A 24,315-nucleotide genomic window follows, 5' to 3' on the forward strand; every position below is an offset into this window, starting at 1 on the left:
GCGCCACTCCCCGTGATCCGCGCCGGCTTGTTGTGATCGAATGTCGCCGGCGCGTGTTGCGCAAAGACTCTACTAGTACAGCGCTTCGCCCGCCGGAGCCAGCGTCGCGTATTACAGTCCATTACATGGGTGTAAGAGTCTCGTGACGGCAGGCGCTGGCACTCGCGCTCCGGGCCACGGAAAAAGCCGGATGTGAATTAGGCGGGGCGCTTGTATTGTTAGACAAACATTATCAGAAAAGCTGCCGCCTGCTGTCACGACGCCACTGGTTGACGCTGTCGACCGACAGCTCACGTGGCCCCGGCTGCACAATGACAGCGTCGCCGGCGCGGACCTGGCCGGTCACCAGCACGCTCAGGTAGACGCCCGAATAGCCACTCTGCACCATGTCTCGCACCGCGTGGCGGTAGCCGAGCGCGGCATTGAACTTGTAGCAGGGCCGGCGCGGCGCCTCCACCCGCAGCAGCGCCGTCCCGGCGCGCACCAGGTCGCCGATCCACAGGTCGGACTCCAGCAGGCCTTCCATGCTCAGGTTCTCGCCCAGGGCGCCGAACGGCAGCGGCTGTGCCGATTCGGGCTGCCCGCAGGCGCGCCGGCGCGCATTCCACCAGGGGTAATGCTCGGACGGATAGGCGTAGACCGCCTTGTCCCGGCCGCCGTGGACGGTCAGGTCGGCCTGCTCGTCGCCGGCCAGGCCCAGCGGCCGCACCTGCACCGAGAGCGGATGCAGCAGGGTGCTGACGGGATGCTTGCGGATGCCGGACAGCACCACCGCCTCGGTGCCGGCGCCGGCCACGACCAGCGGGATCGCCTTGCCAAGGCTCACGGCCAGCACGCGTGCATTGCCTTGCCAGCGTCCGGAATCGCTCACACGCGCCCCCGCTTGGTGGTTGTGGAAAGGAATGTGGATAAGCTGCGGATATCCCTGAGGATAAGGGGGCGGATAAGGCTGTGGACAAGTGCTTGGTGCGGTGCCTCACAAGACGCCGTGAGCACGGCGATGCAGGCGCGCCGCCGGCGGATATGATCCCCCGGGGCGTGGCTTCAGCCGGCGTTGGGCGCCTGCTGCGGGGCCTGCGGGCGCTGCCACCGGCAGCCCAGCGAGCGGGCGCGCTGAGACACCGCCAGCGCCGCCAGCATCAGCGCCGCGGCGCCCCAGTGCAGCGAATCGGCTCCGGCCAGGGTATAGATGCCGGCCCCGGCCATCGCGCCGGCCGCCTGCCCGAGATAGATCGACGAAGAGTTCAGCGAGATCGAGGCCGAGGCCCGCTCCGGCGCCAGCAGCACCAGCCGCGCCTGCTGCGCGCTGTTGGTGGCAAAGCCGCCCAGCCCCCACATCATGAACAGCAGCACCAGCGCCACGCCGCCCAGGCCCGCCAGCGGCCACAGCACCATGGCGGCCACAGAGGTCAGCAGGGCAACCTGCACGATCCGGCTCGGGGTGACCTTGTCCATGCGCGACGCGGCCAGCGCATTGCCGAGCACGCCACACGCGCCATAGGCCAGGAACATCAGGCTGAGCGCGCCGCCGCTGATGCCGTAGACATCGCGCATCAGCGGCGCGACATAGGTAAACATGGTGAACATGCCGGCCGACGACACCATGGTGGTCAGCACCACCAGCATGACCGGCTTATGACGCAGCACCGCGGCCCAGGCCTCGCGCCCGACCGGCTCCACGTACAGTCCGCGCGGCAGCGCCCGCCAGACCGCGGCCGACACCAGCAGCGCCAGCCCGCCCACCAGGCCCATGCTGACGCGCCAGCCCAGCGTGGTCGAGATCCAGGTGCCCAGCGGCACGCCCACCACGCTGGCGACGCTCCAGCCCAGGAAGACGAAGCTGATGGCACGGCCGCGTGTCTGTGCATTGACCAGCAGCGGCAGCGTCGCCGCGGTCTGCGGCGTGTAGATGGCGGCGCCGATCGCCGTCAGGAAGCGGATGACCATCAGCGCCGCGAAGCTGGGCGCAAAGGCGGCCGCCAGGTGCATCACCGCATAGACCAGTAGCGAGCCCGCCAGCAGCAGCCGCCGGTCGATGCGCGAACCCAGCGTGGCGAACAGCGGCGCGCCGACGCAGGTGGCCAGCGCGAACACCGAAATCAGCTGCCCGGCACTGGCCGCACCCAACCCGAAATCCCCGGCAATATCGTTCAACATGCCGGTTACGATCATCGCGCCGGTGCCGATGACGAAATTGCCGACGCAGAGCGTCACGAGCCTGGGATCCATGCCGGCCTTGGGGAAAAGGGGGTGCGCGCGGGCGCCTGTTGTTGTCGGGGCCGCCGCCAGGGCCATTGCGGCCGGCGGCTAGGGAAGTCCCGAGTGTAGCGGGATTGGGGAATTCGCGTTGACGAGGCAATCGCGCCCGCCGCAGCCAGCCAACACGGTACGAACCGGACCCCACTCCCGCCGGCGGGAGTGGGGTGGGGAGCAAACCGGACGCTTCAGCGCGACAGCGCCGGCGTCAACGCCTTGGGATTGACGATGCAGTCGTGATTGCCGCCCAGCACGTCCAGGATGTTCTGGAATGCCGTGCGGAAGTACAGCTCATAGCTGTCGCGCTCGACATAGCCCAGGTGCGGCGTGCAGATGCAGTTTTCCATGCGCAGCAGCGCGTGCCCCTGCAGGATCGGCTCGGATTCGAACACGTCGACCGCCGCCATGCCCGGGCGGCCGCGGTTGAGCGCGGTGACCAGCGCGTTCTCTTCCAGCAGCTCGGCGCGGCTGGTATTGACGAACAGCGCGGTGGGCTTCATTCGCGTCAGGTCGGTCATTTTGACGATGCCGCGGGTGTCGTCGTTGAGCCGCAGGTGCAGCGACAGAACGTCGCTGTCGGCAAAAAACTGGTCCTTGGAAGAGGCCACGTCCAGCCCGTCGGCGCGCGCCGCCTCAAGCGAAGCCTCGCGGCCCCAAACCATCACCCGCATGCCGAAGGCCTTGCCATAGCCGGCCAGCAGGCGGCCGATCTTGCCGTAGCCCCAGATGCCCAGCGTCTGGCCGCGCAGCACCTGGCCCAGCCCGAAGTTGGGCGGCATGGTGGTCGATTTCAGCCCCGATTGCTGCCACGCGCCGTGCTTGAGGCTGGCCACGTACTGCGGAATGCGCCGCTGCGCGGCCATGATCAGCGCCCAGGTCAGCTCGGCCGGCGCCACCGGCGAGCCGACGCCTTCCAGCACCGCCACGCCGCGGTCGGTGGCGGCATCCAGGTCGATATGGCTGCCCGGACCGGCGCCGACCTTGCCGGTCTGGCTGATCAGCTTCAGTTTCGGCAGTTTTTCCAGCAGTTGCCGGGTGATTCGGGTGCGTTCGCGGATCAGCACCACGGCTTCCACGTCCGACAGGCGCGCCGCCAGCTGGCCCACGCCCTTGACGGTGTTGTTGAACACTTTGACGTCGTGTCCCTCCAGCAGGCTGAAGCACGGCAGCTTGCGCACGGCGTCCTGGTAATCGTCGAGTACGGCAATCTTCATCGGTAACTCTGGTTTGTCTTTCGGCGCCTGTGCCGGTTGGTGCGCGCGGCAACCGAGCCGCGCGCCGCCCAACAGTATTGTGGATAACCCAGCGTCGGCGCCAGCATGTCGGACCGCCGCGAGGTGGAACATCTCTTGCGAAACAATGGTGTCAATTGTTGCGCAGCAAAAAACAGGGGGGTGCGCCAGTGGTATCCTTGCCCGCTCCGGTGCCGCCGCGGATTGTCGGTGGAGCCTTGCTCCCGACACGCGAACGCCACCGGACAAAGCCCGCCCGGCGCGCGCAGCTACCCCTGCGCGGGCGAAGCGCAACTTTAGCGCAGCCGCAGGGACCGCCGCGACCTTTTGCACAACACGGGCCGCCGCGGAGTTGTAACGGGATGTGACGATCGGGACATGACGATCCCCATGCCGCGATCCCGCGATTCTGTCCACCGCGCGAGCAGCGGATCGACCGCCCGCCGGCCAGGCTTTGCAAGGTTTCCCTTCCCTTCCTTCCCTTTACAAACCTGGAGTTGCAGTATGAACCACCCCACCATGCAAGGCACGGCGCCAGTGAATGCCCCGGCCTGGGTCAAGCACCCCAAGCTGGTTGCCTGGGTCGCCGGAATCGCCGCGCTGACCAAGCCCGACCATATCTACTGGTGCGACGGGTCGCAGGAAGAATACGACCGCCTGTGCGAGCAGATGGTCGCCGCCGGCACCATGAAGCGGCTGAACCCGGCCAAGCGCAAGAATTCGTTCCTGGCCCTGTCGGATCCGTCGGACGTGGCACGTGTTGAAGACCGGACCTTTATCTGCTCGGAACGGCAGGAAGACGCCGGTCCCACCAACAACTGGACCGCCCCGGCCGAAATGCGCCAGACGCTGAACGGCCTGTTCGAAGGCTGCATGCGCGGCCGCACGCTGTACGTGGTGCCATTCTCGATGGGCCCGCTGGGCTCGCCGATCGCGCATATCGGCGTGGAACTGTCCGATTCGCCGTACGTGGCGGTCAATATGCGCATCATGACGCGCATGGGCCGCGCGGTGTATGACGTGCTCGGCACCGACGGCGAGTTCGTGCCGTGCGTGCACACCGTCGGCAAACCGCTCGCCGCCGGCGAGAAGGACGTGCCGTGGCCGTGCAACCCGACCAAGTACATCGTCCATTTCCCGGAAACGCGCGAAATCTGGTCGTTCGGCTCGGGCTACGGCGGCAATGCGCTGCTGGGCAAGAAGTGCTTCGCCCTGCGCATTGCTTCGACCATGGGCCGCGACGAAGGCTGGCTGGCCGAGCACATGCTGATCCTTGGCGTGACCTCGCCGGAAGGCAAGAAGTACCACGTCGCCGCGGCGTTCCCGTCGGCCTGCGGCAAGACCAACTTCGCGATGCTGATCCCGCCCAAGGGTTTCGAGGGCTGGAAGGTCACCACCATCGGCGACGACATTGCCTGGATCAAGCCGGGCAAGGATGGCCGCCTGTACGCGATCAACCCGGAAGCCGGCTACTTCGGCGTTGCGCCGGGCACCAGCGAGAAGACCAATTACAACGCGATGGCGACGCTCAAGGAGAACGTCATCTTCACCAACGTGGCGCTGACCGATGACGGCGACGTGTGGTGGGAAGGCATGACCAAGGAAGCCCCCGCGCACCTGGTCGACTGGCAGGGCAAGGACTGGACGCCGGAAATCGCCAAGGCTACCGGCGCCAAGGCGGCGCACCCGAATGCGCGCTTCACGGCCCCGGCGTCGCAGTGCCCGTCGATCGACGAGAACTGGGACAACCCGGCGGGCGTACCCATTGATGCGTTCATTTTTGGCGGCCGCCGTTCGACCACCGTGCCGCTGGTGACCGAGGCGCGCGACTGGACCGAAGGCGTCTATATGGCCGCCACCATGGGTTCGGAAACCACTGCCGCGGCCGCCGGCCAGCAGGGCGTGGTACGCCGCGACCCGTTCGCCATGCTGCCGTTCTGCGGCTACAACATGAGCGACTACTTCGGCCACTGGCTGGAGCTGGGCAAGAAGCTCGAAGCCTCGGGCGCCACGCTGCCGAAGATCTACTGCGTCAACTGGTTCCGCAAGGACGCCGACGGCAACTTCGTATGGCCGGGGTTTGGCGAGAACATGCGGGTGCTGTCGTGGATGATCGATCGCGTGGAAGGCAAGGGGCAGGGCGCCGAGCACGTGTTTGGCACGACGCCGCGTTATGAGGATCTGAACTGGAATGGGGTGGAGTTCTCGCCGGCGCAATTTGCGCAGGTGACCTCGATTGATCGCGATGCCTGGCAGAAGGAGCTGGCGCTGCATGATGAGTTGTTCACGCAGTTGAAGCATCATTTGCCGCAGGCGCTGGCGGAAACGCGGGCGGCGTTGGGGAAGCGGCTTGAGGGGTGATTTTTTTGTTTTTATCGCTGTGGCGGTATTAGGTAATAGTTAGTTCTATTGCTCTATTGTCTTATGATTTAAAACGCTCGCCTTTGGAATGGGGCGAGCGTTTTTTTATTTGAGCTTTTTTAATATTGGGTTTTGCTTCGGGCCGGGATTTGGTGGATATGGGAATCTGGTGGATATTTGATATGCCCGGTTCCGCCCTGAAGGGCGGGTAACTTTTTGTCCGAGCGACAAAAAGTCACCAAAAAGCGCGTTTACGCGCCCTGCGGGCGGCCACTCTTATCGTAGCGTGCGGAAGCTTTCGTACGGGGCTTGGCTTCGTTGCAGGGCAGGGCTGCCTGACGCCCTGGTGCGCCACGGGTATCGGGATTGACATGATTATTGAACGAGCCCAGAGCTGTGGGTGGACCCCTGCTGCGGGCGGCAACGTAGGAACGCCTACGGCTGGCTGCGCTGCGCGCCGGCAGCATCTAAGGTCGGGCGCCCTGGCATAGGCCGCGTCGCTGCGCTCGCTTGGCGCTATCGCAGGTGACCCCGGAAGCCTTTCCCTGCCGCTTTTCTCCCATCTCTCCCGCTTGCGGGAGGGGGCCGGGGGTGAGGGCCGGAGGTTCTACGAAGTTAAGCCAGCCAAATTGCCGGCGCTACGCCAAGACCTTCGTATTGCGCCAGCCACGTTAGGGCCGGCGCGCAGCGCAGCCGAAGGCGTCCCTAAGTTGACGCCCGCAGCAGGGGTCCACCCACAGCTCTGGGCTCGTTCAATCACCACGTCAATCCCAGCCACCGTGGCGCACCAAGGCGTCAGGCAGTCCTGCTTTGTGAGGAAGCGAAGCCCCGTACGAAAGCCCCCGCCCACTACGATAAGAGTGGCCGCCCGCAGGGCCGTAAACGCGCTTTTTGGTGACTTTTTGTCGCTCGGACAAAAAGTTACCCGCCCTTCAGGGCGGAACCGGGCATATCAAATATCCACCAGATCCCAACCGCAGGGACCAAATCAATAATCCCCCTCAAATCAATACCCCCCTTTATCCCCCCTCAACCTCCCCCAACACCTCAACCGCATATTTCACCAACCCCGCCCGCCCCTCAATCCCCAGCTTCCGCTTGAGATTAAGCCGATGCGTCTCCACCGTCCTCACGGAGACCCCTAACTGCGCAGCAATTTCCTTATTCGCCATCCCCCGACCAATACACCCCAGAATATCCCTCTCACGCCGCGTCAACGCATCAAGCGGCCCCGGGTTTTGCTCCGCCATGCCACGGGCAATCCGCGCGCTATAAAACACCCGCCCGGCCAGCACCGCCTGAATCGCGGCAATCAATTCATCCGCCGGCGCATCCTTCAAAACATAACCCCGCGCCCCAGCCCGAACCGCCTGCCGCACATATTCCAGGTTGTCGTGCATCGAAACGATCAACACCGCCAGTTCCGGGTAGCGGTCATGCAGCGCCGCCGCCAGCGCGATTCCTCCCATGCCGCGCATGCCGATATCGGTAATCACCAGATCCGGCGTGTCGGCCTCGCCGGCACGCCCCAGCCAGGCAAGCGCCGCCTCGCCATCGTCGGCTTCCCAGACGACCCGCAAACCCGGCTGCAACGCCAGATGCATGCGCATTCCGTCGCGCACCAGCGCATGGTCGTCGATCAGCAAGACACGCGCCGGCGCCTCGGCATGGGTGGGTTCAAACGAAATATTCATGACTGCGTAGGTCCAGCGGAAACAGGATCTTGCGAAACGGCGGCAACGCGGGGCACCGCCTTGGTCAGCGGCAAGGCAGCCACCAGCTCCGTACCACCGACGCCGGAAACAATCCCGAACTCTCCACACAGCGCAGCAATGCGCTCGCCCAGATTGCGCAGTCCGATGCCGCGCTGCGGATCGACCTGCATGCGGGCCACGTCGAAGCCGCTGCCATCGTCGCGCACGGTCAGCCGGGTAGCGTCAGCGTCGAAGGCCAGCGACACGCTGACGTGCCGGGCGTTCGCATGGCGCTCCACGTTGGTCAGGGCCTCCTGGGCGATGCGGAACAACGCTGTGGCCTGCTCGTCGGTCAATTCGCGCGGCGTGCCTGTCTGACTCACGGAAATCTGGAGGCCGCTGCCGCCTTGCATCTCGCGCGCCAGGTGCTGGAGCGCGGCAAAGAGGCCCAGGTCATCCAGCAGTGCCGGGCGCAGGTTGCGCGCCACGCGCCGCACTTCGTTGAAAACCGTGTCGAGCCGGTTGAGCGCCATGCCCAGTACCGGCGCCACCGCGGCGCCTTCGGTCGGGGCCAGCCGCAGCCGGTTGGTGGCGGTCTCCAGCACCAGCTTGACCGACACCAGCAGCTGGCTGATGCCGTCGTGCAATTCGCGCGACAGCCGCGCGCGTTCCTCTTCCTGCGACTGCACCACGCGCTGCGCCAGCTGGCGCAGCTTGGCGTCGGCCTCGCGGTGCTCGCTGACATTGAGCGCGAGGCCGCTGGCCGCCACCAGCAGGATGCTGATCGCGGCGATCACGCCGATCCATGCCATGGTCTCGCGGATATCGGTCTCGGCGCGGGCGTCGAGCTGGCGCAGGGTGCTTTCCACATCGTCCAGGTAAATGCCGGTGCCCAGCATCCAGCCCCATTCCGGCACCGCCACCACATAGCCAAGCTTGGGGGCCAGTTGCTGCGACGATGGTTTTCTCCACTGGTAGCGCACCGAACCGCCGCCAGCCTTGGCCGCCGCGATCAGCTGCTGGATCGGCAGCGCGCCTTGCGGGTCGCGCAGCGTCCACAGGTCCTTGCCGACCAGCTCGGGCTGGCGCGGATGCATCAGGTTGCGGCCCTGCAGGTCGTACAGGAAGAAGTAGCCATCCGGACCGTAGTCGAGCCGGGCAAGCGCCTCCATTGCCGCCCGTCGCGTGGCAGCGTCGTTGCGGCCGGAACGCACCATTGGCGCGATCGCGCTCTGCGCCAGTTCTACGTAGTGGCGCAGCTCCATTTCCTTGCTTTGCAGGTAAGCGGCCTCGACCAGCGCGCGCTCATGCTGCGCGAGCTGGGTGGCCTGGTAGCGCACGGCAAGCGCGATGCCCAGCATGGCCACCGCCAGGGGGGCCACCGCGAGCAACAGGATCTTCTGGCGGAGTTTCATACAGGAGCGGGGGTAAACACCGATGCCGCGCGGGCGGCATGCCACCGTCGATTTGCGTAGTACTACGCAGAAGTGCTGCGTAGTTACGCGCTTGTGCGGGGTTTGGCGGGTGTCAATACTACACGCCGGACACGCAAGCCGCCCCAACATGCGGCGCGCGTCCACGCAGCTGGTGCACCGGCCTACCCGGATGGTGCACCGCCTGCCTGCAAGACGAGATCCGGAAACGACACGAACCGGGCGAGCAGCAGCCAGATCCCAGGAGACACCTTCACCGCCGGATTGCCCAGCTGCCCGCCCAGGCGCGCCCGCCGCCGACCCAGACGTTGCCAGTTACCAGTCCTTCGCCGACGCAGGCTTTCCAAATCCCGGTCTGAGGAGACCCTTCACTATGAATCGCATCGGAGAACACCTGGTGTGGCTGGCCGTCGCCGTGCTTGGCGCGTTTGCCTTCGGCACCGTCGCGCTGGCGCGCGGCGAGGCCGTCAGCGCGCTGTGGATCGTGGTCGCCGCGCTCTGCATTTACCTGATCGCCTACCGCTACTACAGCCGCTTTATCGCCGACAAGGTGATGCAGCTCGACCCGAAACGCATGACGCCGGCCTGGCGTCACAACGATGGTCTGGACTATGTGCCGACCAACAAGGCGGTCCTGTTCGGCCACCACTTCGCCGCGATTGCCGGCGCCGGCCCGCTGGTCGGCCCGGTGCTGGCCGCGCAGATGGGCTACATGCCGGGCATGCTGTGGCTGCTGGCCGGCGTGGTGTTCGCCGGCGCGGTGCAGGATTTCATGGTGCTGTTCATCTCCACGCGCCGCGATGGCCGCTCGCTGGGCGACCTGGTCAAGTCCGAGATGGGCACGGTGCCGGGCATGATCGCGCTGTTCGGCTGCTTCATGATCATGATCATCATCCTGGCGGTGCTGGCCCTGATCGTGGTGAAGGCGCTGGCCGACTCGCCGTGGGGCACCTTTACCGTGGCGGTGACCATTCCCATCGCCATCTTCATGGGCATCTACACCCGCTACATTCGCCCTGGCCGCATCGGTGAAGTGTCGGTGATCGGCTTCGTGCTGCTGATGCTGGCCATCATTGGCGGCCAGTATGTGCATGAAAGCGCGACGCTGGCGCCGCTGTTCACCTACGACGGCAAGGCGCTGACCTGGATGCTGATCATCTACGGCTTCATCGCCGCCGTGCTGCCGGTGTGGCTGCTGCTGGCCCCGCGCGACTACCTGTCGACCTTCCTGAAGATCGGCACCATCATCGCGCTGGCGGTGGGCATCCTGATCGTGGCGCCGGAGCTGAAGATGCCGGCCTTCACGCAGTTCGCCCAAGGCGGCGGCCCGGTGTGGTCGGGCAACCTGTTCCCGTTCCTGTTCATCACCATCGCCTGCGGCGCGGTATCGGGCTTCCACGCGCTGATCTCGTCGGGCACCACGCCCAAGCTGCTGGAGAACGAGACCCACGCGCGCTTTATCGGCTACGGCGCGATGCTGGCCGAGTCGTTCGTCGCCATCATGGCGCTGGTGGCCGCCGCGGTGATCGAGCCGGGCGTGTACTTCGCCATGAACAGCCCGGCCGCCGTGATCGGCACCACGCCGGAAGCCGTGGCGCAGGCGGTATCGACCTGGGGCTTTGTCATCACGCCTGACGTGCTGGTGCAGACCGCCAAGGACGTCGGCGAGAACACTATCATCTCGCGCGCCGGCGGCGCCCCAACGCTGGCCGTAGGCATCGCCCACATCCTGCACCAGGTGGTGGGCGGCCAGGCCATGATGGCGTTCTGGTACCACTTCGCCATCCTGTTCGAGGCGCTGTTCATCCTGACCGCCGTCGACGCGGGCACCCGCGCCGGCCGCTTCATGCTGCAGGACCTGCTGGGCAGCTTCGTGCCGTCGCTCAAGCGCACCGACTCGCTGCCGGCCAACCTGATCGCCACCGCGCTGACCGTGGCGGCCTGGGGCTACTTCCTGTACCAGGGCGTGGTCGATCCGCTGGGCGGCATCAACACGCTGTGGCCGCTGTTCGGCATTTCCAACCAGATGCTGGCCGCGGTGGCGCTGGTGCTGGGCACCTGCGTGCTGGTCAAGATGAAGCGCGGCCAGTATGCCTGGGTCACGCTGGTGCCGACCGTCTGGCTGCTGATCTGCACGCTGACCGCCGGCTGGCAGAAGCTGTTCCATGCCGATCCGAAGGTCAGCTTCCTGACCCACGCAGCCAAGTTCAGCGCCGCCATCGCCGAAGGCAAGGTGCTGGCCCCGGCCAAGTCGATGGAGCAGATGCACCGCATCGTCTTCAACGACTACCTGGACGCCGGCCTGTGCGCGCTGTTCATGGTGGTGGTTCTGTCGATCGTGTTCTACGGCTTCAAGACCGCGATGCAGGCCCGCGCGGTGAACCGCCCGACCGACAAGGAAACGCCGTTCGAGGCGCTGCCGGGCACGGCTTCGGCCCAGTCCTGATCCTGACTTCGACAAGGAGCCCGCCATGCTGGAACAACTGGGTACGATGGGGCGTTATCTCGGGCAGTCACTGCGGCTGATGGTCGGACTGCCCGACTACCAGAACTACGTGGCGCACATGGAGAGCACGCACCCGGACCGCGCACCGATGAGCTACGAAGAGTTCTTCCGCGAGCGCCAGGAAGCGCGATACGGCGGCGGGCAAGGCAAGTGCTGCTGAAAGCACCGTAGTGGCACCGGGCTGTTGCCCGCGTGCTGACAATGCAGACAGGCGATCACTCGATCGCCTGTCTTTTTATTAAGTGTTGTATTTTCACCGCGTTTTTATTGCCCGGTTACGCCGTTTCTGTGGGGGGTTACAGGGCTTTACAGGTAGTTACAGCAAGGGTAGGGCTGCTTCTCTACACTTGCGACACATCATGGCAATTCAAAGGACAAAACAGATGACTCGCCATCCCGTTCGCAATCTGACCATTGCCCTCGCCCTGGCGGCCTGCGCGCTGCCGGCCGTCGCGAGCGACATGAACAATGCCCTGGGCGGCGCACTCGGCGGCGTCGCCGGTGCCGCGGTGGGCGGCGCGCTCGGCGGCAGCACCGGCGCGGTGATCGGTGGTGCGGTGGGTGGTGGCGCAGGTGGCGCCGTGACGTCCAACCGCCGCGAGCGCACGGGCGCCATCATCGGCGGCGCGCTCGGCGGCGGTGCGGGTACCGCGGCGGGCAACGCCATGGGCGGCCGTACCGGCGGCCTGATCGGCGCGGGCCTGGGCGGTGGTGCCGGTGCGGCGCTGGGCGGCAATATCTCGCGCAGCAACTCGTATGACGATGACCGTCGTTATTACAAGAGCAGCTACAAGCGCAAGAAGCACAGGCATCATCATCATCACCACCACGACGACTGAACTGCCGTGGTCAGGCAAAAACGGGCCCTTGCGGCCCGTTTTTATTTGCGTGGCCTGTCATAATCGATTCAGTATGGCCTCGGGGTCGCCGCACGCAGAAACAAAGAAGCCCGCAGCCGGACGTGCCGGTTGCGGGCTTCTTCCCCGATCAGGCAGGGGAGAGCGTTTGACTCCCTCCCAAAGCCGGTCGGAGACCAGGCAGAAACAGAAGGGGCCGCTCTGGGGAGGAGCGGCCCCGAATCGCGCTTGCAGGCGCCTTGTTGCGTTAGCGGCCCCGGAGGGACGGGTCGCTTACAGCGGCGCGCGATCGGTACCGGTTTCGTACCTGGCGCCGTCGGTAAAGGCGTCGAACTTGCCGGCGCGGGCGCCATCGGTGAAGGCGTCGAACTTGCCGGCCTTCGCCCCATCGGTGAACACGTCGAACTTGCCGTTCTTGGCGCCGTCCGTGTAGACGTCGAACTTGGCCACCTTGGCGCCATCGGCGAAGACGTCGAACTTGCCGGCCTTGGCAAAGGCGGGCGCGGCAGTCAGGGCGGCGGCGATGGTGGCGACAGCGACGAGGGCGGAGCGGTATTTCATGATTCAGGCCTTCTGTATAGCTTGGATGCCTCAGCCGGCACTTCGGCGAAAGTTGGTTGTTGCATTGCGGCATCCGATGGCTAGATATTAGGCATTTCCCTCATATCAATAAATATCAGGATCCACAATGATTAGTTCTGATTCCAACAATAAAACGGCCTGATCACGTAAGGATTCAGCGCAGAATCGGGAGACTATGTCATGGATCGCCTGCAATCGATGCGTGTGTTTTCCAAGGTGGTGGAACTGGGAAGCTTCGCGCGTGCAGCGCAACAGCTGGAAATGTCCAACGCCGTGGTCACCCGCTACGTCGCCGACCTGGAAAGCCACCTCGGCACCCGGCTGCTGAACCGCACCACCCGCAGCCTGTCGCTGACCGACGCCGGCGAAACCTACCTGCAGCGCTGCCAACAGATCCTGGAGGATGTGGAAGAGGCCGAAAGCGTGGTCGCCGCGCGCAGCCAGTCGCTGTCGGGCACGCTGCGGCTGGTGACGCCGGTGATGTTCGGCCTGCACCTGCTGCCCCAACTGCTGGCGCGCTTCCAGCAGCTTTATCCGGATGTGGTGTTCGACGTGCTGCTGTCAGACCGCAACGTCGACATCGTCGAGGAAGGCCGCGACGTGGCCGTGATGCTGTCGGACCTGGGCCTGGGTTCGCACCTGGTGGCACGCCCGCTGATATCGGCCGAGGTGGTCCTGTGCGCGTCGCCCGGCTACGTGGCCGCGCATGCACCGCTGCGCCATGCGCATGAACTCAGCCACCATCGCTGCATCGCGATGCGGCTGCCCAACGCCGAACACGAATGGACGCTGCTGGGGCCCGAAGGCGAGGTGACCGTTCCGATCCGCCCCGGCCTGCTGTGCAGCAACGCCGAGCTGGCGCACCAGGCTGCTCTGGCCAATATGGGCGTGGCCATGCTGTCTTCCTACCTGGCCCGGCCCAATATCGAATCCGGCAAGCTGGTCCACGTGTTGCCGCAGTACCAGTTGCCACGGCGTGACGTCAGCGTGGTCTACCCAAGCCGGAAGTTCCTGCCGACCAAGGTCCGTGCGTTCATCGATTTCCTGCTGGAGGAAGGGCAGGTGAAGGGCAAGGCGGAGGGCGCCGAGCCGCGGCAACCGGCGCATAGCGTCAGCACGTAAGGCTCCGTAAGGCCCCATAAGGCCCGGAATGGCCAGGGCTGATACCGGATTGCACAAGGGGCCCTTGCGGGCCCCTTTGCTTTTACGGTGTCACTCGCCGGCTTCGACAGCGGTCTTGCGCGCCGCGCTCTTGGCGGGCGCCTTTTTGGCCGCGGTCTTGGTGGCGGTCTTCTTCACCGCCGCTTTCGTGGCCGTCTTTGTGGCCGTCTTCGTGGCCGCGGTCTTGGCCGTCGCCTTGCCGGCAGCTGCCGCCGCAGGCTCGGCATCGGCAGGCTTGGCCGCGCCGCGCGATGCCGTCTTGGCCGCGGTCTTGGCGCCAGGCTTGGGCTCGCGCGCCTCGAACTCGAAGCCGATCTTGCCGTCCGGCTGCTTGACCAGGAAGGCCTTGAAATTGCGGCCGGTGCGCGACGACTTGAAGCCGGTCAGCAGGTCGGTCTTGCCGTCGTTGAGCAACTTGCCGATCTGCTCGCGGCTGATCTCCTGCTGCAGGATGATCTTGCCGGTGGTGAAGTCGCAGCTCTTGGGGCTGGCCACGCTGTTCTCGCAGACATACTTCATGCCGTGCTCGAACACCGCGCCGCCGCACTTGGGGCAGGTGCCGACCGGCTCCTGGCCGCTGAAGTCGACGGGCTCGCCGTCGCCCTCGTCATCGTTCTGGCCGAAGTCGAATTCCATCTTGAAATGGCCTTCGTCGTCCTTGCCCAGCTTGAGGATGGCGGCAAACGGGCGGCCCATCTTGCTGCGGAAGCCCTGCAGCGGGCCGATTTCCTTCTTCAGCAGCAGTTCCTCGACCTCTTCGATTTCGAACTGGCGCCCGCCAGGGATCTTGCTGATCGAGAACTCGCACGCGGTGCAGGCGAAGCGGCGATAGTTCTCCTTGACCTGTCCGCCGCACTGCGGGCAGGGCGTGTCCAGCGTGGCGTAGTCGCCAGGGATGGTGTCGCTGTCGTATTCCTTGGCGCGCTTGACGATCTGTTGCGTCATCTGCGCGATCTCGAGCATGAACTCGTCGCGCTTCAGGCGCCCGCGCTCGATCTGCGAGAGCTTGTGCTCCCACTCGCCGGTCAGTTCGGCCTGCGTCAGTTCCTGCACGCCCAGGCCGCGCAGCAGCGTCATCAGCTGGAACGCCTTGGCGGTCGGGATCAGTTCACGGCCTTCGCGCACCAGGTACTTCTCGGTCAGCAGGCCTTCGATGATGGCCGCGCGCGTGGCCGGGGTACCCAGGCCCTTGCCGGCCATGGCTTCGCGCAGCGCGTCGTCGTCCACCAGCTTGCCGGCGCCTTCCATGGCGGACAGCAGCGTGGCTTCGTTGTAGCGCGCGGGCGGCTTGGTGGTCAGGCCGACGCTCTCGACCTTGTCGGTCTTGACCTTTTCGTCCTTGGCCACGGGCACCAGGTTGGCGGCATCCTTGTCGCCTTGCGCCTCGCGGCCATAGATCACCAGCCAGCCCGGGTTGACCAGCACCTTGCCTTCGGTCTTGAAGTGGTGGCCGGCAACTTCCGTGATGCGGGTCGTGACCTGGAACTCCGCCGCCGGGAAGAACACCGCCAGGAAGCGGCGCACCACCAGGTCATACAGCTTCTGCTCCGGCTCCGACAGGTTCTTGGGCGCCTGCAGCGTCGGAATGATGGCGAAGTGGTCGCTGATCTTGCTGTTGTCGAAGATCTTCTTGTTCGGCTTGACCCAGCCCTGCGACAGGATCTTCTTGGCGTGCGGCAGGTAGTTGGGCGAGCTGTCGGAGAGCATGGTCATGGTCTGCTTGACCGTTTCCATGTAGTCCTCGGGCAGCGCGCGCGCATCGGTACGCGGGTAGGTCAGGACCTTGTGCTTCTCATACAGCGCCTGGGCCAGGCCCAGCGTGTTCTTGGCCGAGAAGCCGAAGCGCGAGTTGGCCTCGCGCTGCAGCGTGGTCAGGTCGAACAGTGCCGGCGACTGCTGCGTCGACGGCTTGGATTCCTCGGTGACGGTGCCCGGCTTGTCGCGGCAGGCGGCAACGATGCTCTTGGCCTCGGCCTCGCTCCACAGGCGCGACTCGCGCGCCTCGGGATCGAATTCGCTCTTCTTGAACTTGGGGTCGAACCAGCGGCCTTCGTACAGGCCCGCGGCCGCGATGAACTCGGCGCGCACTTCCCAGTAGTCGCGCGGGACGAAGTGCTTGATCTTCTCTTCGCGCTCGACCACGATCGACAGCGTTGGCGTCTGCACGCGGCCCACGGTGGTCAGGAAGAAGCCGCCGCCCTTGCTGTTGAAGGCGGTCATCGCGCGCGTGCCGTTGATGCCGACCAGCCAGTCGGCCTCGGAGCGGCAGCGCGCGGCGTCGGCCAGCGGCAGCATGTCCTCGTCCTCGCGCAGGCTGGCAAAGCCGTCGCGGATGGCCTGCGGCGTCATCGACTGCAGCCACAGGCGGCGGATCGGCTGTTTGGCCTTGGCCTGCTGCGCGATCAGGCGGAAGATCAGTTCCCCCTCGCGCCCCGCGTCGCAGGCGTTGATCAGCCCGGTCACGTCCTTGCGCTTGATCAGGCGGTTCAGCACCTTCAGGCGCGACTCGGTCTTGGCGATCGGGCGCAGGTCAAAATGCGGCGGGATCACCGGCAGGTTGGCAAAACTCCATTTGCCGCGCTTGACCTCGTATTCGTCGGGGGCGGCAATCTCGACCAGGTGGCCGACTGCCGAAGACAGCACGTAGTCGTCGCTCTCGAAATACTCGTCGTGCTTGGTAAACCCCCCGAGGGCACGGGCGATATCCGCCGCGACCGACGGCTTTTCCGCGATGATGAGGGCTTTTGACATGGGAAAGGGTCCTTGCGAGCCGCTTCCGGCAACCCGCTATTGCACTGCAAACGTAGTAATCAGAACGCCGGGAGGCTATGAGGCGCCAATAATAAGCGCGGTTTCGACGGCGGTGCAAGCAAGCACCGCTGCCGTCGCCGGCGCCGCCTAGGCGGCGCCATGGCCCCCGGCAAGTAACCATTCCAGCACCTGTGGCACGTCATCGGTGCTTGCCGGCATCGCGCCACCGCGCGTCAGCATGCGTTCCAGCACCTCGACATGCGGCAGCAGCGTGCCATAGAACTGCGGCGTGCCGCCCGACGCCGGCTGTACCAGCAGCGTCGGGAAGTTCTCAATGTCGATATCGCCGAGCGCGTCGGCATGGGTCTCGATATCGATCCAGACGAAACAATCCTGCGGATGGCGCCCGGCCAGATCCTCCAGCGCCTTCAGGTAATCCCGGCAGGTGCCGCACCACTGCGCGCACAGGCAAGCCACCAGGCGGCCCTGCGGCCGCGCGGCCAGGCATTCGGCAATGGCGGCAGAGTCACGCTCGGGAAAGTAAACGGTCATGGCATCGGAATCATGAGGCGCCCGCGGCATGCGGACGCCGGCGATTGTATCGGTATCGGGGCTGCGCCCCTCTTGCTGCACCTGATCAGCCCAGGCGCCGGAACAGATTTCCCGGTAGACGTTCGGCCACGCCGGCCAGTTCCAGCTCGAGCAGGCGCGCCGCGACCGTCTCCGGTGGCTGGCCGCTGCGCTCGCACAGCGCGTCCAGCGTAACCGGATCGTAGCCGAGTGCCGGCAACAGGGTATCAGCCGGTTCTGAAAGTCGGACCTTGCCGGTGGCATCGGGGTCCGGGGCCGCGCTGGCGCGGGGTGGGGCGGGGGCGCCGAGTTCGTCGAGCACATCCTGTACCGACTCCACCAGCTTCGCCCCCTGGCCGATCAGCAGGTGGCAGCCCCGCGACAGCGGCGCGTGGATCGAACCCGGGATGGCGAATACCTCGCGCCCGAGGTCCGCCGCCAGCCGCGCCGTGATCAGCGAGCCCGAGCGCGCTGCCGCCTCGACCACCAGCACGCCGCGCGCCAGCGCTGCAATGATGCGGTTGCGCCGCGGAAAATTGGCCGCCAGCCCGCGCATGCCGAGGGGGAACTCGGTGACGATGGCGCCGCGCTGCCCCACCTCGCGCGCCAATGAAAGATTCTGCGCGGGATAGACGCGATCGGCCCCGGTGCCGGTGACCGCCACGGTGCCGCCGCAGCCGCGCAGGCCGCCCGCATGGGCGGCCGCGTCGATGCCGAGCGCCAGGCCCGACACCACGGTCAGGCCCGACTCGGACAAGCCTTGCCCGAACGTCAGCGCGTCGCGCGTGCCCTGCGCGGTGGCCGAGCGAGCGCCGACGATGGCCACGGCGGGGCGGGCGAGCAAGGCGGGATCGCCCTGGATATATAACAGCGGCGGCGGGTCGGCGAGGTCGAACAGGCGCCGGGGATAGGCGTCGTCGGCAAGCGTGACGAGGTGGTTGCCGCGCGTGTCGAGCCAGCGCAGCGTTTGTCCGGCCAGCGCCGACACCGCGGCGCCGGGGGCGGCCAGCACGGCGCGCGCCAGCCTGGCCGGCACCACGGCCGACAGTGCCGTCGCGCTCTGCGCCAGCACCTGCTGCGGCAGCCCGAATGCCGCCAGCAGGCGCCGCACCGCCACAGGGCCGACGCCGGGTGCGTTGGCCAGCCGCAGCCATGCGAGCACGTCCGCAGGCTCGCGCGTGGTGTCCTGCCGGGTCACGCCGGCCAGGGGCAATGCCTTCACGCCATCCCCCAGGGCCGGTTCAGCGCGGCGAGGTGGCGCGGTCGCCGACCGCGATCACGTTGGAGGCGTCGGTCACCAGCGCGTACGACACGCCGGGGAACACGCGGAAGACAAAGGCGAGTCCGTAACGCTCGTCGGGCAGGCGGATGCTGCGGTTCTGATCGGTCCGGTCGTGCACGGTCTCACCGGCGCGCGACAGCGCCAGCACTTGCCCGGGCTCGAGCCCGGCCTTGCTGCCGACGTTGAGCACCACCACCTGCTTGGCACCGCCGAATTCGACGCCGCCATAGACCTTGGCAACGCGGCCGTCGACCTCGGCATCGGGCGCGCGCGGCACATAGCGCACCGCTTCGCGCGCCGGCTGCGGCATCAGCAGCGTGCCCACGCCCATCTCTTGCTGGGCCTGCGTGACCTGCAGCGTAGAGACCGCGTCGGGCCCCTGCGCGCCGCGCGCCAGGCGGACGTTGCCTTCGTATTCGGCCTCATAGCCCAGTACGGCGTTGGTGACCGGATCGCGCACCGGCGTGACCGGCCGATAGGCTTGCCAGTCGCTGCCGGCCGGCGCATCGGCGGCAATGCCGCGCGCGTAGGCGCTGTCGTCGCGGCCCAGGTACACCCGCGATTCGGGCACCGCGACGATCCGTGCCGAGGTTGCGAGCGTGCCTTCATCGACCACCAGCGGGCGGATCAGGAACGGCTCGATATCGCTGGCGGAAATACTGAGGATGGCGGCGCCGTCCGCGTCGCCGCCGCGCATGCGAGGCGACAACTGCACGGTGCCGTTGCCGGCGGGGGTGGTCGACAGCCAGGCGCGGCCGTCGCGCTGGATCAGGTACAGGATCTGGCCGGGGTAGATCAGGTGCGGGTTGCGGATCTGCTGCTGGTTCATGCCCCACAGCTCGGGCCAGCGCCACGGCTGGCGCAGGTATCGGCCCGAAATGCCCCACAGCGTATCGCCATTGCGCACGGTGTACTGCGAGGGCGCATTGGGGGCGAGATCGGCGATCGGGATACCCTGGCGGGCGGTCCGCTGGGCCTCGGCCTGCTGCGCCGCCGTGACCACCAGGTCAGCGGCCCGGACAGGCACGCTTGCCGTGGCAGTGATGCCGGCAGCACTCAGCAATGTGAGGGTGAACGCGTGCAGCCTGCGGCCCGACGCCGCCTGGTGTTCTTTGGTAAGATCGCGCATTTTCCTGAACCGGCCGGTGGTTCGGCCGGATTGACCCTGGAGAGCGTGCCTGCTTCGGCGCGCCTTGATTTTTTGTACTGGCGCCCCGATTCTGCATGTAAAGTCCCGACGCCGCAACGCGGCCGGGCCGCTCGCACAAGCGGGCGTTGCGCCCTAGCATCATGGCAAAACTCGACATCCTGACCTACCCCGATCCCCGACTGCACACTGTCGCGAAACCTGTCGCGGCCGTGGACGACCGCATCCGCCAGCTGGTGAAGGACATGGCCGAGACCATGTACGAAGCACCGGGCATCGGCCTGGCCGCGACCCAGGTGAACGTCCATGAGCAGGTGGTGGTGATCGACGTTTCCGAAACGCGCGACCAGCTCCAGGTCTTCATCAATCCGGAAATCGTCTGGGCCAGCGACAACCGCAAGGTATGGGAAGAGGGCTGCCTGTCGGTGCCCGAGATCTATGACCGCGTCGAGCGCCCCGACCGCGTGCGCGTGCGCGCGCTCAACGAAAAGGGCGAGACCTTCGAGCTGGACGCCGACGACCTGATGGCCGTATGTATCCAGCACGAGATCGACCACCTGCGCGGCAAGGTCTTCGTCGAGTACCTGTCGCCGCTGAAGCTGAACCGCATCAAGAGCAAGCTGCAGAAGCGCGAACGCACGCGCATGTAAGTCGCGCGCGGCGTCCGCGCGAGGATGTAACAGCACGGCGGAATCCGCCGCCTGCGCTCGACACGCGCGCGGGGTCTGTTATCTTTATGACTTCCGAAGAACAAACGTACCGGCCGCGATAGCGGCCGGTTGCGCTTTCAGCCCGCGCTTTCAGCCAGTATTCACCTCGGAACCTGCCATGTCCCAAGCCCAACCCCTGCGTGTCGCCTTTGCCGGCACGCCCGAGTTCGCGCGCGTCGCGCTTGAAGCCATCCACACCGCCGGCTTTCCCGTGGTGGCCGTCCTGACGCAGCCGGACCGCCCCGCGGGCCGCGGCATGCAGCTGCAGGCAAGCCCGGTCAAGCAGTACGCGGTGGCCAACGGGCTCGGCCCGGTCCTTCAGCCCCGTTCGCTGCGCCGGCAGGGCAAGTATCCGGAAGAGGCCGCGGCGGCCGTGGACGCGCTGGCGGAGCTCGCCCCGGACGTGATGGTGGTCGCCGCCTACGGCCTGATCCTGCCTGCCGAGGTGCTGGAGTTGCCGCGCCTGGGCTGCCTCAATATCCACGGCTCGCTGCTGCCGCGCTGGCGCGGCGCGGCGCCGATCCACCGCGCCATCGAGGCCGGCGATGCCGAGACCGGCATCACGCTGATGCAGATGGACGAAGGCCTGGACACCGGCGACATGCTCACGCGCGAGGCCGTGCCGATCGGCGCCGACGACACCACCGGCACGCTGCACGACAAGCTGGCCGCGCTGGGCGCACGCATGACCGTCGCCGCGCTGCAGGAACTGGCGGCGGGCCGGGCGCTGACGGCGACGAAGCAGCCCGAAGCCGGCGTCACCTACGCCGAGAAGATCGCCAAGGACGAGGCGCCGCTGGACCTGCGCCGCCCGGCCACGGCGCTGGCCAGCCAGGTACGCGCCTTCAACCCGTTCCCCGGCGCCACCGTGCAGGTCGGCGATACCGTCATCAAGTGCTGGCAGGCACTGCCGCTGGCCGCGGCCAGCAGCCTGCCGCACGCGCCCGGCACGGTGCTGGCGGCCGATGCCGGCGGCATCATCATCGCCTGCGGCGACGGCAGCGCCCTGCAGGTTACCGAGTTGCAGAAGCCCGGCGGGCGCCGCCAGCCCGCGCAGCAGTTCCTGCAGGCCATGCCGCTGCCAGCGGGCACGCGCTGCGCGGTCCCCGGCAATGGAGCGACGCAGGCATAATCAGTCAGATCAGCGCGGCAACCGCTTCGTGTGCGTCATGCGCCATGGTGCGGCGGCTGGGTAGCATCGCTGCGCAAGCAGTTGAATTTTCTGGTGTTGGCCCCTATCTAACGGTCATCGCGCCGGCATGTTTTGCAAAGTCTTGCAGCGGCCGGCACGGTCCACTACATGGAGATCACCGCAATGTTCAACTGGGTCAAGACCTTCATGCTGATGGCGGCCATCACGGCGCTGTTCATCGTCATCGGCGGCATGATCGGCGGACGCAGCGGCATGATGATGGCGCTGCTGCTCGCGCTCGGCATGAACTTCTTTTCCTACTGGTTCTCGGACAAGATGGTCCTACGCATGTACAACGCGCAGGAAGTCGACGCCAGTACCGCGCCGCAGTTCTACGGCATGGTGCAGGAGCTGGCGCAGCGCGCCAACCTGCCGATGCCGCGCGTCTACCTGATCAATGAAGACGCGCCGAACGCCTTCGCCACCGGCCGCAACCCGGAGCACGCCGCGGTGGCCGCGACCACCGGCATCCTGCGCGTGCTGTCCGAGCGCGAGCTGCGCGGCGTGATGGCGCATGAGCTGGCGCACGTGCGCCATCGCGACATCCTGACCTCGACCATCGCCGCAACCATGGCCGGTGCCATTTCCGCACTGGCCAACATGGCGATGTTCTTCGGCGGCCGCGACGAGAACGGCAACCGCACCAATCCCATCGCCAGCATCGCGGTGGCGATCCTGGCGCCGCTGGCGGCCTCGCTGATCCAGATGGCGATCTCGCGCGCGCGCGAGTTCGAGGCCGACCGCGGCGGCGCCGAGATCAGCGGCGACCCGCAGGCGCTGGCCAGCGCGCTGGACAAGATCCACCGCTATGCGCAGGGCATCCCGTTCCAGGCGGCCGAGGAGCACCCGGCCACGGCGCAGATGATGATCATGAACCCGCTCTCCGGCGGCGCCATCGCCAACCTGTTCTCGACCCACCCTGCGACCGAGGAGCGCATCTCGCGCCTGATGCAGATGGCGCAGACCGGGACCTATCCCGCCTGACCGGGCGGGAGTTCGCGGGGCACCGAGGGAGCCGTTGCGGCAGCAATTCCGGAGCGCGGCTCCCACACAAGGTAAACTGCCCGCTGGTTTAAACATGGACCAGCGGGCATTTTTCTTGCCCTCGCCCGGCTGCCCACCCGATTCACGACTTACCTGCCGCCTCACCCGCTGCCTGACCGATATGCGCCTGCCTCCCGATTCGCTTGCCTTCCAGATGCTTGGCGCCGCCGCCGCAGTACGCGCCGTCAGCGAAGGCACCGCCTTGCCGCAGGCGATCGAGGACGCCGCCGCGCAGCTGCGCCTGGACCGCGTGCGCGACGCCGCCACGCGCGGCGCGCTGCAGGACATCGCTTACCGCACCATGCGCCAGTTCGGCACCGCGCGTGCGCTGGTGACCAGGCTGGTCACGCGCCCGCCCGGCGCGCAGGTGGACTCGCTGCTGGCGGTGGCGCTGGCGCTGCTGCTCGAGCAGGCACCGGGCCAGCGGCAGGACAAGGACAGCCAGGACTCGGCACCGGGCGCGCCCGGCCGCGCGGGCTACAGCAGCTTCACGGTGGTCGACCAGGCGGTCAGCGCTGCCGCGTCGGAACCCAAGACCGCGCACGCGCGCGGCCTGGTCAACGCGGTGCTGCGCCGTTTCCTGCGCGAGCGCAAGGCGCTGCTGGCCGATGTCAACCGCGACGAGCAGGCGCGCTGGAACCTGCCGCCGTGGTGGCTGCGCATGCTGCGCGAGGCGTACCCGGAGCAGTGGACCGATCTCGCCGCGAGCGTCAACGTGCGCCCGCCGATGACGCTGCGCGTCAACACCGCGCGGGTCAGCGTGAAGCAATACCAGACCGACCTCGCCAATGCCGGCCTCGCCGGCACCGTGGTCGGCCCGCAGGCCGTGCGCCTGGTGCGCGCGGTGCCGGTGACGCAATTGCCGGGCTTCGCCGAAGGCGTGGTGTCGGTGCAGGACGCCGGCGCGCAACTGGCCGCTCCGCTGCTCGAGGTGGCCGACGGCATGCGCGTGCTCGATGCCTGCGCCGCGCCCGGCGGCAAGACTGGCCACCTGCTGGAGCTTGCCGACATCGACGTGACCGCGGTGGAAAGCGACCCGCAGCGCGCCACGCGCATCAACGAGAACCTCGCGCGACTCGGCAAGCAGGCCCGCATCGTGGTGGGCGATGCCAGCCGTCCCGCCGACTGGTGGGACGGCCAGCCCTTCGACCGCATCCTGGCCGACGTGCCGTGCTCGGCCTCGGGCATCGTGCGGCGCCATCCCGATATCCGCTGGCTGCGCCGTGAAACCGATATCGCCAAGCTGATCACCGAGCAGCGCCGCATCGTGTCGCAGCTGTGGCCGCTGCTCAAGCCGGGCGGCATCCTGGTCTACGTCACGTGTTCTATTTTCCCAACGGAAGGCGAGGAGCAGGCGCGCTGGTTTGGTGCACAACTGGCAGATGCGATACGATTGCAGGCGCCGGGGCAGTTGCTGCCCGGCACCCGTACGACAGCACCCTCGGCCGGCGAACAAGGTGAAAAGGACCCCGGCCACGCCAGCCTGCCATCGGATCACGATGGCTTCTTCTACGCCCGCTTCCAGAAACGCGCCTGA

At 66.8% G+C, this 24,315-nt stretch carries 19 protein-coding genes; 9 read left to right on the forward strand and 10 right to left on the reverse strand.

All coding sequences use genetic code 11. The annotated features are described in order from the left end of the window. Nucleotides 1-232 precede the first annotated feature (232 nt). The 3 genes from VSR71_RS25885 to VSR71_RS25895 all read right to left on the reverse strand — a co-directional run bounded on the left by VSR71_RS25885 (nucleotide 233) and on the right by VSR71_RS25895 (nucleotide 3,470). Nucleotides 233-871, reverse strand: coding sequence for an MOSC domain-containing protein (locus VSR71_RS25885; protein WP_342916635.1), 639 nt, complete (start codon nucleotides 869-871; stop codon nucleotides 233-235). Nucleotides 872-1,044: 173 nt separating this feature from the next. Next, nucleotides 1,045-2,229 carry an MFS transporter gene (locus tag VSR71_RS25890; protein WP_342916636.1) on the reverse strand — a complete coding sequence of 395 codons (1,185 nt, stop codon included), beginning with the start codon at nucleotides 2,227-2,229 and terminating at the stop codon, nucleotides 1,045-1,047. 215 nt (nucleotides 2,230-2,444) lie between these two features. Beyond that, on the reverse strand, nucleotides 2,445-3,470 hold the full coding sequence (locus tag VSR71_RS25895) for a D-2-hydroxyacid dehydrogenase family protein (protein ID WP_342916637.1): 1,026 nt from the start codon (nucleotides 3,468-3,470) through the stop codon (nucleotides 2,445-2,447). A 522-nt stretch (nucleotides 3,471-3,992) separates the two neighbouring features. Here VSR71_RS25895 and VSR71_RS25900 point away from each other — a divergent pair. After that, nucleotides 3,993-5,849, forward strand: coding sequence for a phosphoenolpyruvate carboxykinase (GTP) (locus VSR71_RS25900; RefSeq protein ID WP_342916638.1), 1,857 nt, complete (start codon nucleotides 3,993-3,995; stop codon nucleotides 5,847-5,849). A 1,019-nt stretch (nucleotides 5,850-6,868) separates the two neighbouring features. Here VSR71_RS25900 and VSR71_RS25905 read toward each other — a convergent pair. After that, nucleotides 6,869-7,543: a response regulator transcription factor gene (locus tag VSR71_RS25905; RefSeq protein ID WP_342916639.1), complete on the reverse strand. Its 675-nt coding sequence runs from the start codon at nucleotides 7,541-7,543 to the stop codon at nucleotides 6,869-6,871. Next, entirely contained in the window at nucleotides 7,540-8,958 is a 1,419-nt protein-coding gene (locus VSR71_RS25910; RefSeq protein WP_342916640.1) for a cache domain-containing protein, read from the reverse strand. The genes VSR71_RS25905 and VSR71_RS25910 overlap by 4 nt, the downstream gene beginning before the upstream one ends. Nucleotides 8,959-9,349: 391 nt before the next feature. Between VSR71_RS25910 and VSR71_RS25915 the strand changes: the two genes are divergently transcribed. From VSR71_RS25915 to VSR71_RS25925, 3 genes are all read left to right on the forward strand, one after another. After that, on the forward strand, nucleotides 9,350-11,422 hold the full coding sequence (locus tag VSR71_RS25915; protein WP_342916641.1) for a carbon starvation CstA family protein: 2,073 nt from the start codon (nucleotides 9,350-9,352) through the stop codon (nucleotides 11,420-11,422). Nucleotides 11,423-11,447: 25 nt separating this feature from the next. After that, nucleotides 11,448-11,642 (forward strand): YbdD/YjiX family protein, encoded by a 195-nt coding sequence (locus VSR71_RS25920; protein WP_342916642.1) that lies wholly within the window; start codon nucleotides 11,448-11,450, stop codon nucleotides 11,640-11,642. Nucleotides 11,643-11,865: 223 nt separating this feature from the next. Next, complete coding sequence (locus VSR71_RS25925; RefSeq protein WP_342916643.1) at nucleotides 11,866-12,321, forward strand: hypothetical protein; 456 nt, start codon at nucleotides 11,866-11,868, stop codon at nucleotides 12,319-12,321. A 291-nt stretch (nucleotides 12,322-12,612) separates the two neighbouring features. On the opposite strand, the gene VSR71_RS25930 is transcribed toward VSR71_RS25925, so the two are convergent. Then, nucleotides 12,613-12,900 (reverse strand): hypothetical protein, encoded by a 288-nt coding sequence (locus tag VSR71_RS25930; RefSeq protein ID WP_342916644.1) that lies wholly within the window; start codon nucleotides 12,898-12,900, stop codon nucleotides 12,613-12,615. A gap of 201 nt (nucleotides 12,901-13,101) precedes the next feature. On the opposite strand from VSR71_RS25930, the gene VSR71_RS25935 reads away from it, so the two are divergent. Further along, complete coding sequence (locus tag VSR71_RS25935; protein ID WP_342916645.1) at nucleotides 13,102-14,043, forward strand: LysR family transcriptional regulator; 942 nt, start codon at nucleotides 13,102-13,104, stop codon at nucleotides 14,041-14,043. Between the two features lie 90 nt (nucleotides 14,044-14,133). Here the strand turns inward: VSR71_RS25935 and VSR71_RS25940 are convergent, their stop codons facing one another. The 4 genes from VSR71_RS25940 to VSR71_RS25955 form a co-directional block, all read right to left on the reverse strand. Further along, a complete protein-coding gene (locus VSR71_RS25940; protein WP_342916646.1) occupies nucleotides 14,134-16,833 on the reverse strand; it encodes a DNA topoisomerase III in 2,700 nt (899 codons plus the stop codon). Between the two features lie 147 nt (nucleotides 16,834-16,980). Beyond that, nucleotides 16,981-17,385 (reverse strand): thioredoxin family protein, encoded by a 405-nt coding sequence (locus VSR71_RS25945; protein WP_342916647.1) that lies wholly within the window; start codon nucleotides 17,383-17,385, stop codon nucleotides 16,981-16,983. 85 nt (nucleotides 17,386-17,470) lie between these two features. Further along, entirely contained in the window at nucleotides 17,471-18,625 is a 1,155-nt protein-coding gene (gene dprA / locus VSR71_RS25950) for a DNA-processing protein DprA (protein WP_342916648.1), read from the reverse strand. A gap of 19 nt (nucleotides 18,626-18,644) precedes the next feature. Then, complete coding sequence (locus VSR71_RS25955) at nucleotides 18,645-19,814, reverse strand: LysM peptidoglycan-binding domain-containing protein (RefSeq protein ID WP_342916649.1); 1,170 nt, start codon at nucleotides 19,812-19,814, stop codon at nucleotides 18,645-18,647. Between the two features lie 161 nt (nucleotides 19,815-19,975). Between VSR71_RS25955 and def the strand changes: the two genes are divergently transcribed. From def to rsmB, 4 genes are all read left to right on the forward strand, one after another. Next, nucleotides 19,976-20,482, forward strand: coding sequence for a peptide deformylase (gene def / locus VSR71_RS25960; protein WP_342916650.1), 507 nt, complete (start codon nucleotides 19,976-19,978; stop codon nucleotides 20,480-20,482). A 178-nt stretch (nucleotides 20,483-20,660) separates the two neighbouring features. Further along, complete coding sequence (fmt, locus tag VSR71_RS25965) at nucleotides 20,661-21,674, forward strand: methionyl-tRNA formyltransferase (protein ID WP_342916651.1); 1,014 nt, start codon at nucleotides 20,661-20,663, stop codon at nucleotides 21,672-21,674. 183 nt (nucleotides 21,675-21,857) lie between these two features. Continuing rightward, the gene (gene htpX / locus VSR71_RS25970; protein ID WP_342916679.1) at nucleotides 21,858-22,718 is read left to right on the forward strand and encodes a zinc metalloprotease HtpX; all 861 of its coding nucleotides are present in this window, start codon (nucleotides 21,858-21,860) and stop codon (nucleotides 22,716-22,718) included. A 181-nt stretch (nucleotides 22,719-22,899) separates the two neighbouring features. Then, complete coding sequence (rsmB, locus tag VSR71_RS25975) at nucleotides 22,900-24,315, forward strand: 16S rRNA (cytosine(967)-C(5))-methyltransferase RsmB (RefSeq protein WP_342916652.1); 1,416 nt, start codon at nucleotides 22,900-22,902, stop codon at nucleotides 24,313-24,315.

The sequence above is a fragment of the Cupriavidus oxalaticus genome, from assembly GCF_038900635.1.
GTDB classification, from domain to species: Bacteria; Pseudomonadota; Gammaproteobacteria; order Burkholderiales; family Burkholderiaceae; genus Cupriavidus; species Cupriavidus oxalaticus_B.